Annotated in this window: 12 protein-coding genes and 1 tRNA gene; 6 read left to right on the top strand and 7 right to left on the bottom strand. The window is 67.2% G+C overall.

From position 1 onward, the window contains the following. Window positions 1-7: 7 nt before the first annotated feature. Window positions 8-1,681: an MDR family MFS transporter gene (locus tag ABD732_RS07085; RefSeq protein WP_344782059.1), complete on the bottom strand. Its 1,674-nt coding sequence runs from the start codon at window positions 1,679-1,681 to the stop codon at window positions 8-10. Then, window positions 1,678-2,313, bottom strand: coding sequence for a TetR/AcrR family transcriptional regulator (locus tag ABD732_RS07080; protein ID WP_344782057.1), 636 nt, complete (start codon window positions 2,311-2,313; stop codon window positions 1,678-1,680). The genes ABD732_RS07085 and ABD732_RS07080 overlap by 4 nt, the downstream gene beginning before the upstream one ends. A gap of 58 nt (window positions 2,314-2,371) precedes the next feature. On the opposite strand from ABD732_RS07080, the gene ABD732_RS07075 reads away from it, so the two are divergent. Further along, window positions 2,372-2,932: an MOSC domain-containing protein gene (locus tag ABD732_RS07075; protein ID WP_344782055.1), complete on the top strand. Its 561-nt coding sequence runs from the start codon at window positions 2,372-2,374 to the stop codon at window positions 2,930-2,932. Window positions 2,933-2,948: 16 nt separating this feature from the next. Here the strand turns inward: ABD732_RS07075 and ABD732_RS07070 are convergent, their stop codons facing one another. Next, entirely contained in the window at window positions 2,949-3,824 is an 876-nt protein-coding gene (locus ABD732_RS07070; protein WP_344782053.1) for an alpha/beta fold hydrolase, read from the bottom strand. A gap of 90 nt (window positions 3,825-3,914) precedes the next feature. Between ABD732_RS07070 and ABD732_RS07065 the strand changes: the two genes are divergently transcribed. Further along, window positions 3,915-4,514, top strand: a complete 600-nt coding sequence (locus ABD732_RS07065; RefSeq protein ID WP_344782051.1) for a TetR/AcrR family transcriptional regulator — start codon at window positions 3,915-3,917, stop codon at window positions 4,512-4,514. Between the two features lie 81 nt (window positions 4,515-4,595). Here ABD732_RS07065 and ABD732_RS07060 read toward each other — a convergent pair. From ABD732_RS07060 to ABD732_RS07050, 3 genes are all read right to left on the bottom strand, one after another. Next, a tRNA-Asn gene (locus ABD732_RS07060) sits at window positions 4,596-4,668 on the bottom strand. A 66-nt stretch (window positions 4,669-4,734) separates the two neighbouring features. Then, window positions 4,735-5,427 carry a GntR family transcriptional regulator gene (locus ABD732_RS07055; protein WP_344782049.1) on the bottom strand — a complete coding sequence of 231 codons (693 nt, stop codon included), beginning with the start codon at window positions 5,425-5,427 and terminating at the stop codon, window positions 4,735-4,737. Beyond that, entirely contained in the window at window positions 5,417-6,556 is a 1,140-nt protein-coding gene (locus tag ABD732_RS07050) for an acyl-CoA dehydrogenase family protein (RefSeq protein ID WP_344782047.1), read from the bottom strand. Before ABD732_RS07050 ends, ABD732_RS07055 begins: the two co-directional genes overlap by 11 nt. Before the next feature lie 105 nt (window positions 6,557-6,661). On the opposite strand from ABD732_RS07050, the gene ABD732_RS07045 reads away from it, so the two are divergent. After that, window positions 6,662-7,444, top strand: a complete 783-nt coding sequence (locus ABD732_RS07045) for a hypothetical protein (RefSeq protein WP_344782045.1) — start codon at window positions 6,662-6,664, stop codon at window positions 7,442-7,444. A gap of 37 nt (window positions 7,445-7,481) precedes the next feature. Here the strand turns inward: ABD732_RS07045 and ABD732_RS07040 are convergent, their stop codons facing one another. Beyond that, window positions 7,482-8,678 carry a TetR/AcrR family transcriptional regulator gene (locus tag ABD732_RS07040; protein ID WP_344782043.1) on the bottom strand — a complete coding sequence of 399 codons (1,197 nt, stop codon included), beginning with the start codon at window positions 8,676-8,678 and terminating at the stop codon, window positions 7,482-7,484. A 170-nt stretch (window positions 8,679-8,848) separates the two neighbouring features. Here ABD732_RS07040 and ABD732_RS07035 point away from each other — a divergent pair, with 170 nt between their 5' ends. From ABD732_RS07035 to ABD732_RS07025, 3 genes are all read left to right on the top strand, one after another. Next, window positions 8,849-9,649 carry an enoyl-CoA hydratase-related protein gene (locus tag ABD732_RS07035; protein ID WP_344782041.1) on the top strand — a complete coding sequence of 267 codons (801 nt, stop codon included), beginning with the start codon at window positions 8,849-8,851 and terminating at the stop codon, window positions 9,647-9,649. Window positions 9,650-9,694: 45 nt separating this feature from the next. Further along, on the top strand, window positions 9,695-11,293 hold the full coding sequence (gene fadD5 / locus ABD732_RS07030; protein WP_344782039.1) for a fatty-acid--CoA ligase FadD5: 1,599 nt from the start codon (window positions 9,695-9,697) through the stop codon (window positions 11,291-11,293). Between the two features lie 123 nt (window positions 11,294-11,416). After that, window positions 11,417-12,547, top strand: a complete 1,131-nt coding sequence (locus ABD732_RS07025) for an NDMA-dependent alcohol dehydrogenase (RefSeq protein WP_344782037.1) — start codon at window positions 11,417-11,419, stop codon at window positions 12,545-12,547. The last annotated feature ends 48 nt before the right edge of the window (window positions 12,548-12,595 follow it).

The raw sequence follows: 12,595 nt of genomic DNA, 5'->3' as shown, positions 1-12,595 counted from the left end.
GCCCGTCTCAGACCCGGCTGGGTTCGGGTTCGTCCGGGTCTTTGCGCGCGCGGTCGCCGCGGAAGGCGCTGACGCCGTCGTTGTCGTCGACCATCTCCAGGAGCTGGCCCTCGGCCAGGGACTCGGCGGGGATCTCGCCTTGCACCGATGTCGACAGCGGCTTCTCGTCGACGAAGCACAGGGCGATCAGGGCGATCACCGCGAGCGGCACCAGGAACAGGAAGATCGGGAGCAGCGCCTCGTTGTACGCGTGGATGATCGGATCCCGCATGGCGTCGGGCAGTGCGGCGACGCCGGCCGGCGTCAAGTGCTTGCGGAACTCGTCCCCGCCGCCTCCGGCGGCGACCTGACTGCCGGCGAGCTTCTCCGACAACAGCGTGATCAGCCGCGAGGCGAAGATCGATCCGACCACCGCCGACCCCAGCGTCGCTCCCACCTGCCGGAAGAAGTTGCTGGACGCGGTCGCGGTGCCGACGATCCTGCCGGGGAACGAGTTCTGCACGATCAGCGTCAGCAACTGCAGCGCCAGGCCGATGCCGATACCCAGAATGCCGAGATAGGTGCACATCAGCCAGGTGGGGCTCTCCACGTGCAGCGTCGACAACAGGCCCAGACCGATGCCGATGATCACCGAGCCGACGATCGGGAAGGCCTTGTACCGGCCGGTGCGGCTGACCGCTTGTCCCGAGGCCACCGAGGCGACCAGCAGTCCGCCCATCATCGGGATCATCAGGAGTCCGGCGATGGTCGCACTCGCGCCGGTCACCATCTGGATGTACGTCGGCATGTAGCCCAGCGCGCCGAACATGGCGACACCGATCATCAGCGCGGCGATGGTGGTGAGGGTGAAGTTCCGGTCTTTGAACAGGGCCATCGGGATCACCGGGTTGACGGCCTTGGTCTCGGCCCAGCAGAACGCCGCGGCCAGCACGATCGTGGCGACGATCAGGCCGATGATCTGCGGAGAAGCCCAGTCGTAGGTGCCGCCGCCCCAGGTGCACACCAGGACCAGAGCGGTGGTGGCGGCAGCGACCAGTGTCATCCCGAGGTAGTCGAGCTTGGGGAGTTGGGCGTGGTCCTTCTTGGGCAGACGCAGGAAGACCATGCATGCGGCGATTGCGAGCAGACCCAGTGGAATGTTCATCCAGAAGGCCCAGCGCCAGCCGGGGCCTTCGGTCAGCCAGCCGCCGAGGAGCGGGCCTGCCACGGACGCGACGGCGAAGACCGCGCCCATCGCACCCATGTACCGGCCGCGTTCGCGGGCGGGGACCACGTCGGCGATGGCCGCCTGAGACAGGATCATCAGGCCGCCGCCGCCCAGACCCTGCAGCACGCGCGCAGCGATCAGAAGCTCGATGTCCGGTGCGAGCGCGCCGACCACCGAGCCCGCGATGAACAGCACGATCGCCGCCAGGAGAACGGGTTTGCGGCCGAGCAGGTCGCTGATGCGGCCGTAGATCGGCATGACGACGGTGCTGGCCAGGATGTAGCCGGTGATGACCCAGGTCATCTGGTCGACGCCGTCGAGCTCACCGACGATGGTCGGCAGAGCGGTCGACAGCACGGTCTGGTTCAGCGCCGCGAGCAGCATCGTGATCATCAGACCGATGAAGAGGAAGAGGACTGTGCGGCTGGACGGCGTGGTCTCGTCGTCGGCCACCGCGGGCTGGGGCTGAGTCATTTGATTTCTTTCAGGGCGGTACGAAAAGCGGTCAATGCCTTCTGGATGGCGGCCGGGTCGGGGTCGTCGAGGAGGTCCGGGTCGTCGCCGTACGCGAAACGCAGCACGACGCCGGCGAGCAGGATCAGCGCGCGGGCGCTGTCGGAGGCGCGGGTGGAGGCGGTCTGCTCGGCCAGCCGCTCGGTGAGGACTGCGACCAGCAGATCCTGTGTCGCCATGCGGTGTGCGCGCAGCCGGTCGATGAGTTCGGGGTGAGTGGCGACGATGGTCCGCACGTCGGCGCTGGTACGTGGACCGATCGAGGCCATCGTCGTCACCGTCAGATGTAACGCCTGGACGAACCGGGCGTCGCCGGGCGGATCCTCGCCGGGGGCGGGCGGCGTGGGATGCAGGAACGCTTCCAATGCGCTGGGCGGTATCTGCGGTTCCTGCACGCCGAGGACCGCGTCCTCTTTGCTGGCGTAGTAGTTGAAGAACGTCCGGCGAGAGATGCCGGCGCGCTCGGCGATCTCGCTGACCGTCGCGGCGGCCAGTCCGTCGCGGAGGGTCAGTTCGACGGCCGCCTCATGGATCCGCCGATGGGTCTGGGCGCGCTTGCGGTCCCGCACGCCTTCCGTCACCTCTTCTTGCACCAGTGCATTATTGCACCAGTGCAAGATGTTGGTCAAACGGCGGAATTACAGTGGACCCATGCCCGCCCGTGTGCTCGACGTCTGTGTGGTCCATCAACTCCTCGCCGACCCTGGAAGTGTCGGGGTCACGGCCATCGACAAGCGGCCGGTGGAGGGTGCCGTGAAAGTCGGTCCGTACGGGCTGTACGCCGATGTGCAGGCCGACCGCAAGCACCACGGCGGGCTGGACAAGGCCGTCTACGCCTACTCGGCTGAGGACGCCGGCTACTGGGCGGCCGAACTGGGCAGGCCGCTGCCGGCCGGCTGGTTCGGCGAGAATCTGCGCACCGACGGCATCGACCTGTCCGGTGCGCGGATCGGGGAGCGGTGGCGGATCGGCGAGGCCCTGGTGGTGGAGGTGACGAGTCCGCGCATACCCTGCCAGACCTTCGCCCGCCGCGTGGGAGGGGAGCAGGAGCGGGGCTGGGTCAAGCGGTTCACCCGGGCCGGGCGCCCCGGCTTGTACTTACGCGTGATCGAGCGTGGATCGGTCGCCGCCGGCGATGTGATCGACGTGCTCGAGCGCTCCGAGGGAGCGCCTACCGTGGCTGAGGTCTTCGGCGGCCGCGTGCGTTCCTGAATCGGCTCTCGTGCTTCTACTCGACCTTTTGCGATCCGAACCGCTCGGTGATCGCCGCCGCGACTTCCGCGGGTGCGTCCTCCGGAACGAAGTGGCCGGCATCCGGTAGTTCGACGACGCCGAGGTCAGCGAATGCTGCGCGCAGCCGCGGCAGGCAGTCGCGCGGCCGGAACACCAGGTCCCGCATGCCCCAGATCGCCACCGCCGGTTTGTCTCCGAGCAGGTGCGGCACGTCGTGCTCAAGCTGGGCGAGTAGCGGGCGTGCGCCGCGAATCTGCCCTGGCATCTCCGCGAGCCCGGCTCGGGCCGGGGCGCAGGGCTGGGCGAGCCGATAGTGATCGGCTTCGGGTTCGCTCAACTCTGGTCCAGCGGGGCCGAGGAGGAATTTTTCCACGAGCAGATTCCGTTGCAGAATTCGCCGTTGCATCGGTCCGGACGACATGACGCGGCTGAAGGCGTTGTTGGCGAGGGGGAGCTTCGGCCAGAAGATCGTGTTGGCCAGCGCGACACCCGCCGTTCTCTCGGCGCGCTCGGTGGCGACCCCCAGGCCGATCGGACCACCCCAGTCGTGGCCCATCGTCACGAACCCGTCGAGCCCGAGGTGGTCGACCAGTTCTCCGGCGATGGTTGTCAGCTCGCCAATGGTGTAGCCGTATCCATCAGGTCTCTCGGAAAGCCCGAATCCGGGGTAGTCCATAGCGATGCAGCGGAACTCGCCGCGTAACGCGAGCATGATTCGCCGGTAGAGGAAGCTCCACGTCGGCGACCCGTGGAAGAAGACGATCGGTCGCCCCGCACCCTCGTCGACGTAGTGGACCCGTCCCGCTGAGGACTCGAACCACCGTGACTCGAACGGGTAGAGCATGTGATCGGGGTCGAAATCAATCAACATGACTAGTCGGTTCCTTCGTTGTCGCTGGGACCGTCGGCAGTGCGCTACAGATGTAGCGCGTGTCGAACGCTACACCTGTATCTTGGGGGAATGGAAGTCGTTCCAGACGCGACCGGCGACCGGCGAGCGGCGATTGCGCATAGCGGAATCGGCATCATCGCTCGCGACGGGCTGCGCGCCCTGACTCACCGTGCTGTCGACCGTGAGGCCGGAATCCCTCAAGGGTCGACGTCCCACCATGCCCGGACACGGGGTGCCCTGATCGGGCTGATCGTCGACCGCCTTGAACAACGCACGGTTGACGATGCCGAACAGTTTGCAGCGGTCCTCACTCCCTCTGCGCCGTTGGAAGTCGACGAACTCGCCGACCGACTGACTGTCCTCGTCGAAGCCCTCGCGTCAAGGGAGTCCGACATGCGAGCGCGCTACGCGCTCCTCCTGGAGGTCGGCGACGACCCCGCCCTCCGGGCGAAACTCGGGACCGGATCGCGAGTGCAGGCCATTACCCGACGAATCGTTTCGCAGGCACTGGAATCGGCTGGGTTGGACAATCCCAGCATTGCGCCCGACGAGCTCATCGCGCTGACCGATTCGCTCGTCTTCTATCGCACGGTTCTCGGTGGCGCCGGTCCGATCCGAGGAATCTTGGCGGCGTACTTGCGCGGCTTGTCCGCTGCGAGGACGAACTGAAAGTACGGTAGCTCGGGGTTAACGGCCTGGAACGCGAAACGGCCCGCCACCGGATTGTGCTGGTGGCGGGCCTTCGCTGGGCTCCCCCAATTGGACTCGAACCAATAACCTGCCGATTAACAGTCGGCTGCTCTGCCAATTGAGCTATGGGGGATTGCGTGCTCTCTCGAACCGAGATCAGACTTTATCCCATCGGCCCGAGCGGCGGCAAAACGTCTGGTCAGCCGTTGTCCGGTGGCCAGATGTCGGTGGTCTCCAGGTGTGCGATGAGGCGGGTGGCGCCGTCGCTGAACTGGATGCGGATCGCTTCGGCGGCCGCAGCCGGGTCGCCGGCACGGTAGGCCTCGATCAGGCGATCGTGGCTGTCGAGCGTCACCCGGCCCCAGTCGGGATCGGCCGCGTACATCTGATCGGGGGTGTACCGCGTCGCCGACTGAAGGAACCAGGCGAGTTTGGTGCTGCCGCTGATCCGGTTGTGGAGCCGATGGAACTCGAACTCGGCGTCGGTGACGGCGGCGACGTCGCCGGCGTCGACGGCGGCACGGAGACGATCGTTGGCCGCCACCAGATTGGTGAGCTGCTCGTCGCCGATCATGCCTGCGGTGCGCCGGGCGATGCGGGCAGCCGCCTCACCCTGCAGCCAGAAGATGTCTTCGACGTCGGTGCGGGACAGGTCGGCGACGACGTAACCGCGGTGCGGGGCACTGACCACCAGCCCCTCACCGCGCAGCGTCAGCAGCGCCTCGCGGACCGGAGTCACGCTGACATTGAGCTCCACCGCCGTCTCGTCCATGCGGATGGGATCGGCAGGCCGCAGCTCGGCCGTCATGATCTTGTGCCGCAGAATGGACGCGACCTCCTCCGAAAGCTGCGGCCGCCGCCGCAGCCCGGAGACGAGGGAATCAGAGGCCATAGGTCTTTCCGATGATGTCGCGCTGGATCTCGTTGGTGCCGCCGAAGACGGTGGAGATGATCGCCCCGCGCATCAGTCGCTCGGCGTCGAACTCCTTGGCATAACCGTAGCCGCCCATCATCTGCATGCCGTCGATGGTCATCGCCTTGCTCACCTCGGTGGCCTTCAGCTTCACCATCGACGCCTCGCGCGGCATCATCTTGCTCGGGTTGTCGTCGGAGGCCTTGGCGAGCGAGTAGATGAGCTCCTTGGTGGCCGCGATCTCGGTGGCGTGGTCGGCCATCCGGTGGCGCAGCGCCTGGAAGGAGCCGATCGGCCGGCCGAACTGCTTGCGCTCGGTGATGAACGCGAGCGTGTCGTCGAAGGAACGCTCGGCGATGCCCAGCTGCATGGCGGCCAGGATCAGGCGTTCGGTGTTCAGACCGGCCATCAGCTGGGTCCAGCCGTTGCCGACCTGTCCGACGACGGCGGAGTCGGGCACGAAGCAGTCGGTGAAGTAGAGGTCGTTGACCTCACTGCCGCCCAGCGTGTCGATCTGCACGATCTTGAGGCCGGGAGTCCCGGCGGGGATGTGGAACTGGGTGAGCCCCTCGTGCTTGGCGCCGCTGCTGTCGCTGCGCGCGATCAACAGGATCGACTTGGCGAAGTGGGCGTTGGAACACCAGGTCTTCTGGCCGTTGATCTTCCAGCCGCCATCGACCTTCTCGGCGCGGCAGGTGAGGGCGCCGACGTCGGATCCGGCTTCCGGCTCGGACATCGAGATCGACAGCGAATCACCCTCGACGACACCGGCCAGGACCTCACGGCGCATGTCGTCGTCGGCGAACTTCTCATAAGCCGCGGCGGTGATCAGAGTGGGTCCCACGCCGCCGATGGGGGCCTGCCCACGCATCGATTCCTCCAGGAAGATGCACAGCTCGACGTTGCCCGCGCCGGCGCCGCCGTACTCTTCGGCGACGTTGATGCCGGCCCAGCCGAGCTCGGCCATTTTTCGGTAGAGCTCCTGCGAGTGGTTCTCCTCGCCTCCATTGGTCCACTTGTCGCGCTGCGCGCGGGTCCCGGTCTCGCGCTTGCAGAAGTCGGCGATGGACTTGGCGAAGTCGGTCTGTTCCGGGGTGAAGGCAACCATGGGAGCTCCTATCGAGGGTTCACTGTTCCTATCACATATATTTGATAGGAGGCGAGATAGCAAGGGGGCGGCGTGATGGCCGGCCCGGGCGTTAGCCTGGTGCGCATGCCCACGACTTCTGATGCCGACGGTCCCGATCCGACCGAGGGGGAGCGGTCCTCGTCCGCCGGAGCGTCGAGTGCGCTGACGCCCGCCGAGCGAGAGGAACTGCTGGCGAACAATCGCCGCACCCGGGAGGAACTGCGCGCGGCCGAGGCCAAGAAGGCCGCCGCCGGCGCCGATGAGGAGACCCCCGACGTCGACGAGGCCGCCGACGGGGCGAGCGACACCGATCCGGTCGATCCGTCTCGGGTGCCCGGCAAGGTGGTCGCCGAACCCTCCGGTGCCAGCGGTGGGCGCAAGCTGATCGCGGGTCTGGTGGCCCTGATCGTCGCGCTGGCAGTGGCCGTCGGCGTCCTCGGGTACCTGCTCGCGAGCGCCGACCGCGGTGTCGCCCTGGATTCGGGCGCCGGCGAACAGGCGCTGGCCGACGCCAAGACCTATGCGGCGGAGGTCGTGACGTACGGGCCCGGTGACTACTCCGACCTGGACCGGCGGATCCGCGAGTTCTCCACCTCGGACTTCGCTGACCGCTACATCCAGGCCTCCCAAGATGCGCGGCGCGGCACCGACGAGGCCAAGGCGTCCTCGATAGGGACGGCGATCGCCGCCGGCGCCGAGTCGATCACCGACGAGGAAGCGGTGGTCCTGGTGGCGCTCGATCAGAAGGTCACCTCGCCCGAGCTGCCCGCTGCCGGAGACGAGGGACTTGAGTATCAGACGCGGGTGCGGGTGACGCTGCAGCGGGACGGCGACCGCTGGGTGCTGTCCGACCTGGTCACCATCTGACCCGGCCCGGCCGACCGGCGTGCCGGGTGGCCCGCGGTCAGTCGACGGGAGTCTTCAGCAGGACTGCCAGCGCGATCGCCGTGACGGTGGGCGCGTCCGCAGCGTGCGGGCTGGCAGTCAGGTCGGCCATCACCTCCAGCGCGGCGTGAACCAGGAAACGGGCTGCGGCCGTGGACAATTCGGGCCGGGCGTCGATCAGCCAGGTGGACCACTCGTCGACGTTGATGCGCTGCTGCCTGCGGAGATCCGCGCGCTGATCGTCGGGAAGGGCGCCGAGACAGCGCTGGTAGACGGTGATGATCGCCGGATCGCCGACGCACAGTCGCGCGTACTGCTCCACGAGGCAGACGAGTGCATCGTCGCGTGAACTGGTCTGCGCCAGCCCGCTGGCGATCGCCGAGGTGGTGCGCTCTGATGCGCGCTGCAGGGCGGCGCAAAGAATGGCCTGCTTGGAGCCGAAATGCCGGTAGACCCCGGACGGGGGCAGTCCGGACGCGGCGCCGATCTCGTCGATCGTGACCTCGTGGAAACCGCGTTCGGCGAACAGTGCCACTGATTCGGTCAGGATGGTCTCCCGTTTCCCGGTCGGCGCCAGGCCGGGGGAGGGCTCGGTTCCGGAATCGGCGGCCGGGAGCTCGGCGGCACCGGCGGTCCGTGCGGCGGCACCGATGAGGGGGATGATCGCTTTGCGCGGCAAGCTGACTCGGTGGCTCGCCGGACTTCCGGCGACGGCGTAGATCGCGTCGGTGAGGGTGTCGGCCTCGGTCTTGGTGAGCTCTGGGCGCAGAGCGCGCACCAGGCCGCGGACGCGGCGATGCGCGTCTCGGCGGATCTCGCGCGCGAAGCTCCGCTCGGCCGGTTCCAGGCTGCGCCATTCCCAGCGGTAGATGTCGCTGTGGTTGCGGTGCGCCAGCACATTCGCGAGGTGGGCGTCGATCAGTGCGGCGAGTTCGCCGGCGGGGTCGTCGGGACGGGGCTCGACCGCGACCAGCGTGGCTTGCGTGCGCAGTGACATGGTCCGCGTGACCGCGCCGAGCAGGTCAGATTTGTTGTCGAAGTGGCGGTACAGCGCAGGGGTGGAGACGCCGGCCGCGTCGGCGATCTGGGACAGCTTGGTTCCGTGGAAGCCGTGTTCGCTGAAGGCGTCCGTGGCCGCGGCGACCAGGTGGTCGCGGCGATCGGGCGGCCGAACCCTGCCTGCGGCATCGGCGGCCCGCGACGGGATCGGGCTCATGTCGAGCCATGCTAGCGGAAACCATCTATCGCTCAGGCGAATGCGCGAGGCGGAGAGAAATGCCTGTAAGAAGCCACCGGAAGAACATATATGTTAACTGGGATTCACATGACTTGGATCACTGCGAGTGCTACGGTGTGCGGCAACCGCATCTCTTCGAAGAGGAATCGATGACCCAGCTCGAGCATGTCGACGGAATCTGGAGTGGAATCGACGAGGCGGGCGTGGCCCGTCTGGAGATCGATCGCCCGGCTCAACTCAATGCGCTCGACGGTGCCGCCTCTCAGCGGATCATCGAAGTCTGTGCACAGTGGGCCGGCGACGAGCGGGTACGGGTGGTGGTGCTGGCCGGTCGGGGAGGGGCCTTCTGCGCCGGCGCCGATGTGGCCGGGATGGCCTCGAGCGCGGCGACCAAGGGCGGCTTCGACGCGGGTGATTCGCGCGCCATCATCGAGAACGGTTCGCGGTTGATCGGCGCCGTCCGTGCACTCCCGATGCCGGTGGTCGCCGCGGTCGACGGTCCCGCTGTGGGCATCGGGGCCTCGCTGGCCGTGGCCGCGGATCTGATCTACGCGAGCGCGCACAGCTACTTCCTGCTGGCATTCGTCAAGATCGGCCTGATGCCCGACGGCGCTGCCAGTGCCACGTTCGCCGCCTCCCTCGGCCGGGCGCGGGCGAACGCGATGGCGCTGCTCGGTGAGCGACTCTCGGCCACAGAGGCTTTCGAGGCCGGACTGATCAACGGCTGCGTCGAAGAGCGTGCCGCGCTCGACGCCGTGGTGGGCAGGGTGACCGCGAAGCTGGCCGCGGCGTCACCGGCGGCTCTCGCCCTGACCAAAGCGGCGCTCGACGGCGCCACTCTGGACCAGTACGACGCGGCGATCGACCGCGAGATCGCCGGCCAGACCGAGCTTCTGCAATCACCGCAGTTTCAGGCCGCGATCGCGGCTTTCGCCTCAACCGGCCGCTAGGCCGGACCGCAACGTCTCAACCCATCACCCCCTGAAGGAGAACCCGTGACGAACGCCCTGGGCATCGACCTCAACTCGGAGCCGACTCGATCGCGCCGCAACCACTGGAACAACCAGGTGCGCCGCCATGCGCAGATGACTCCCGACAAGCCGGCCCTGAAGTTCATGGGAAAGGTCACCACCTGGTCCGAGCTCGATGCGCGCACCCACCGGCTGGCGGCCGCGCTGCGCCGCCGCGGCGTCGGCTTCGGCGATCGGATCCTGGTCCTGATGCTCAACCGCTCGGAGTACGTGGAACTGGTCTTCGCCGCCAATCTGATCGGGGCCGTCCCGGTGCCGGTGAACATCCGCATGGCGCCCCCGGAGATCGGGTTCATCGTGCAGGACTCCGGCGCCGAGGTGATCGTCACCGAATCGTTGCTGGCCCCGCTGGCGGACGCGGTCGCCGGGGCGACCGGCGCCATCCGCGATGTGATCGTGGTCGGCGACACCGCGAACGAGGCTCACCTGAAGTACGAGGAGCTGGTGGCCGAGGACGGTTCGGACCTGCCGGAGATCGACATTCCGGAAGAGACCGTCGCGCTGATCATGTACACCTCGGGCACCACAGGAAAGCCCAAGGGCGCCATGCTGACTCATCAGAACATGCAGTCGCAGGCGCTCACCACCATCCAGGCACTGGACAACTCCCCGGACGACGTCGGCTCGTGCGTCGCACCGTTGTTCCACATCGCAGGTCTGGGCGCAATGGCGCCGCTGTTCGTCGTGGGTGCGCTGTCGCTGATCCATCCGCTGGGAGCGTTCGACCCCAACGACCTGCTGGACATGATCGAGGAGGAGGGCACCACGTCGATCTTCCTGGTCCCGGCACAGTGGCAGGCGGTGTGCGCGGCGCAACAGGCTCGTCCGCGCGATCTGAAGCTGCGGGTGATCTCGTGGGGCGCCGCACCGGCGTCGGACTCGGTGCTCAACGCGATGAACGAGACCTTCCCGGATGCGCTCAACGTCGCCGTCTTCGGTCAGACCGAGATGTCGCCGATCACCTGCGTGCTGGAGGGCAAGGACGCGCTGCGCAAGATCGGCTCCATCGGCAAGGTGGTGCCCGCGGTGACCGCACGCATCGTCGATCCGCTGGGCGAGGACGTCCCGCAGGGCGAGGTCGGCGAGATCGTCTACCGCGGCCCCAATCTGATGGTCGGCTACTGGCAGAACCCGGAGGGCACCGCAGAAGCCTTCCGCGGGGGCTGGTTCCACTCCGGTGACCTGGTGCGGCAGGACTCCGAGGGCTTCCTTTACGTGGTCGACCGCGCCAAGGACATGATCATCTCGGGCGGCGAGAACATCTACTGCGCCGAGGTGGAGAACGTGCTGTTCTCGCACCCGAAGATCCAGGAGGCCGCGATCATCGGCCGCGCCCACGACAAGTGGGGCGAGGTGCCGGTGGCCGTGGTGGTGCTGGCCGAGGGCGTCGACGGCCTCACGATGGACGAACTGGAGCCGTACCTCAACGAGAACCTGGCCCGGTTCAAGCATCCGAAAGACATCGTGGTGGTCGACGAACTGCCACGCAACGCCGGCGGCAAGGTGGTCAAGCCCCGTCTGCGCGAGGAGTTCGGCAGCAAGGACGCCGGACTCGCGGAATAAAAACTGGAACGTGTTTCAATTTGGGCGCGCGGTGACTACGCTCACTCTCAGAGTGCGGGTCACCGCGCGTTCACGATCAGAGCCGCCGGGTCGGCGGCGTGCAACTCGAGTGAGGTTGGGAAATTGAAGACTAAGGGTGCGATCCTCCGGGAACTGAACACGCCGTGGAAGATCGAAGAGATCGAGATCGGTGACCCGAAGGCGCATGAGATCAAGATCCGCATGGAGGCGGCGGGGATGTGCCACTCGGATCATCACCTGATGACCGGTGGCATCCCGATGGCGGGCTTCCCCATCCTGGGCGGTCACGAGGGCGCCGGCGTCGTCGAGGAGATCGGCGAGGGGGTCACCGACTTCGAGGTCGGCGACCACGTGGTCCTGTCGTTCATCCCGTCCTGCGGCAAATGCAAGTCGTGTAAGGCCGGCGTCGCGAACCTGTGCGATTTCGGCGCCATGCTCCTGCAGGGTGAGGCCGTCTCCGACCACACCTTCCGCATCCACACCGCCGACGGCGATCCGGTGTACCCGATGACGCTTCTCGGCACGTTCTCGCCGTACATGGTGGTGCACGAGGCCTCGGCGGTGAAGATCGACAAGGACATCCCGTTCGAGGTCGCGGCCCTGTGCGGCTGCGGTATCCCGACCGGTTACGGCTCGTCGACCCGCAGCGGCGACGTGCGCCCGGGCGAGGACGTGGCGATCATCGGCGTCGGTGGTGTCGGCACCGCGGCCCTGCAGGGTGCGGTGATCGCGGGCGCCCGCAACGTCTTCGCGATCGATCCGGTGCCGTGGAAGCGTGAGCAGGCCCTCAAGTTCGGCGCGACACACGCCTTCGCCTCGGTCGAGGAGGCGATGAACGAGATCGGCAACGTCACCGAGTGGGGCATGTGCCAGAAGGTGATCGTCACCGTCGGCGAGGTGCACGGCACCGATGTCGACACCTGGATGAGCATCACCGCTAAGAACGGCACCTGCGTGCTGACCGGCATGGGCAACATGGCCGACAGCAACGTGACTCTGAACCTGGCCATGCTGACGCTGCTGCAGAAGAACCTGCAGGGCTCGATCTTCGGTGGCGCCAACCCGAAGCTGGACATTCCGAACCTGCTGTCGATGTACAAGCTCGGCAAGCTCAACATCGAGGACATGATCACCCGGCAGTACACGCTGGACCAGATCAACGAGGGCTACTCGGACATGCTCGAGGGCCGGAACATCCGCGGCGTGATCCGCTACACCGACGCCGACCGCTGACGTAGCGGCCGCCGGCAGGCCTGAAGGTTCGCGCCCCGTGTGAGTGAT

Origin of the sequence: Gordonia caeni (assembly GCF_039537105.1) — a bacterium.
GTDB lineage: Bacteria > Actinomycetota > Actinomycetes > Mycobacteriales > Mycobacteriaceae > Gordonia > Gordonia caeni.
Note: the sequence above shows the minus strand (reverse complement) of the source record. Positions and strands in the feature narration are given on the sequence as shown.

Excerpts from the sequence above, each read along its gene's own strand:
- ABD732_RS07055 (WP_344782049.1), bottom strand. The coding sequence starts at position 5,427 with ATGGCCTCTGATTCCCTCGTCTCCGGGCTGCGGCGGCGGCCGCAGCTT.
- ABD732_RS07050 (WP_344782047.1), bottom strand. The coding sequence starts at position 6,556 with ATGGTTGCCTTCACCCCGGAACAGACCGACTTCGCCAAGTCCATCGCC.
- ABD732_RS07070 (WP_344782053.1), bottom strand. The coding sequence starts at position 3,824 with ATGTTGATTGATTTCGACCCCGATCACATGCTCTACCCGTTCGAGTCA.
- ABD732_RS07040 (WP_344782043.1), bottom strand. The coding sequence starts at position 8,678 with ATGAGCCCGATCCCGTCGCGGGCCGCCGATGCCGCAGGCAGGGTTCGG.
- ABD732_RS07045 (WP_344782045.1), top strand. The coding sequence starts at position 6,662 with ATGCCCACGACTTCTGATGCCGACGGTCCCGATCCGACCGAGGGGGAG.
- ABD732_RS07065 (WP_344782051.1), top strand. The coding sequence starts at position 3,915 with ATGGAAGTCGTTCCAGACGCGACCGGCGACCGGCGAGCGGCGATTGCG.
- ABD732_RS07085 (WP_344782059.1), bottom strand. The coding sequence starts at position 1,681 with ATGACTCAGCCCCAGCCCGCGGTGGCCGACGACGAGACCACGCCGTCC.
- ABD732_RS07075 (WP_344782055.1), top strand. The coding sequence starts at position 2,372 with ATGCCCGCCCGTGTGCTCGACGTCTGTGTGGTCCATCAACTCCTCGCC.
- ABD732_RS07035 (WP_344782041.1), top strand. The coding sequence starts at position 8,849 with ATGACCCAGCTCGAGCATGTCGACGGAATCTGGAGTGGAATCGACGAG.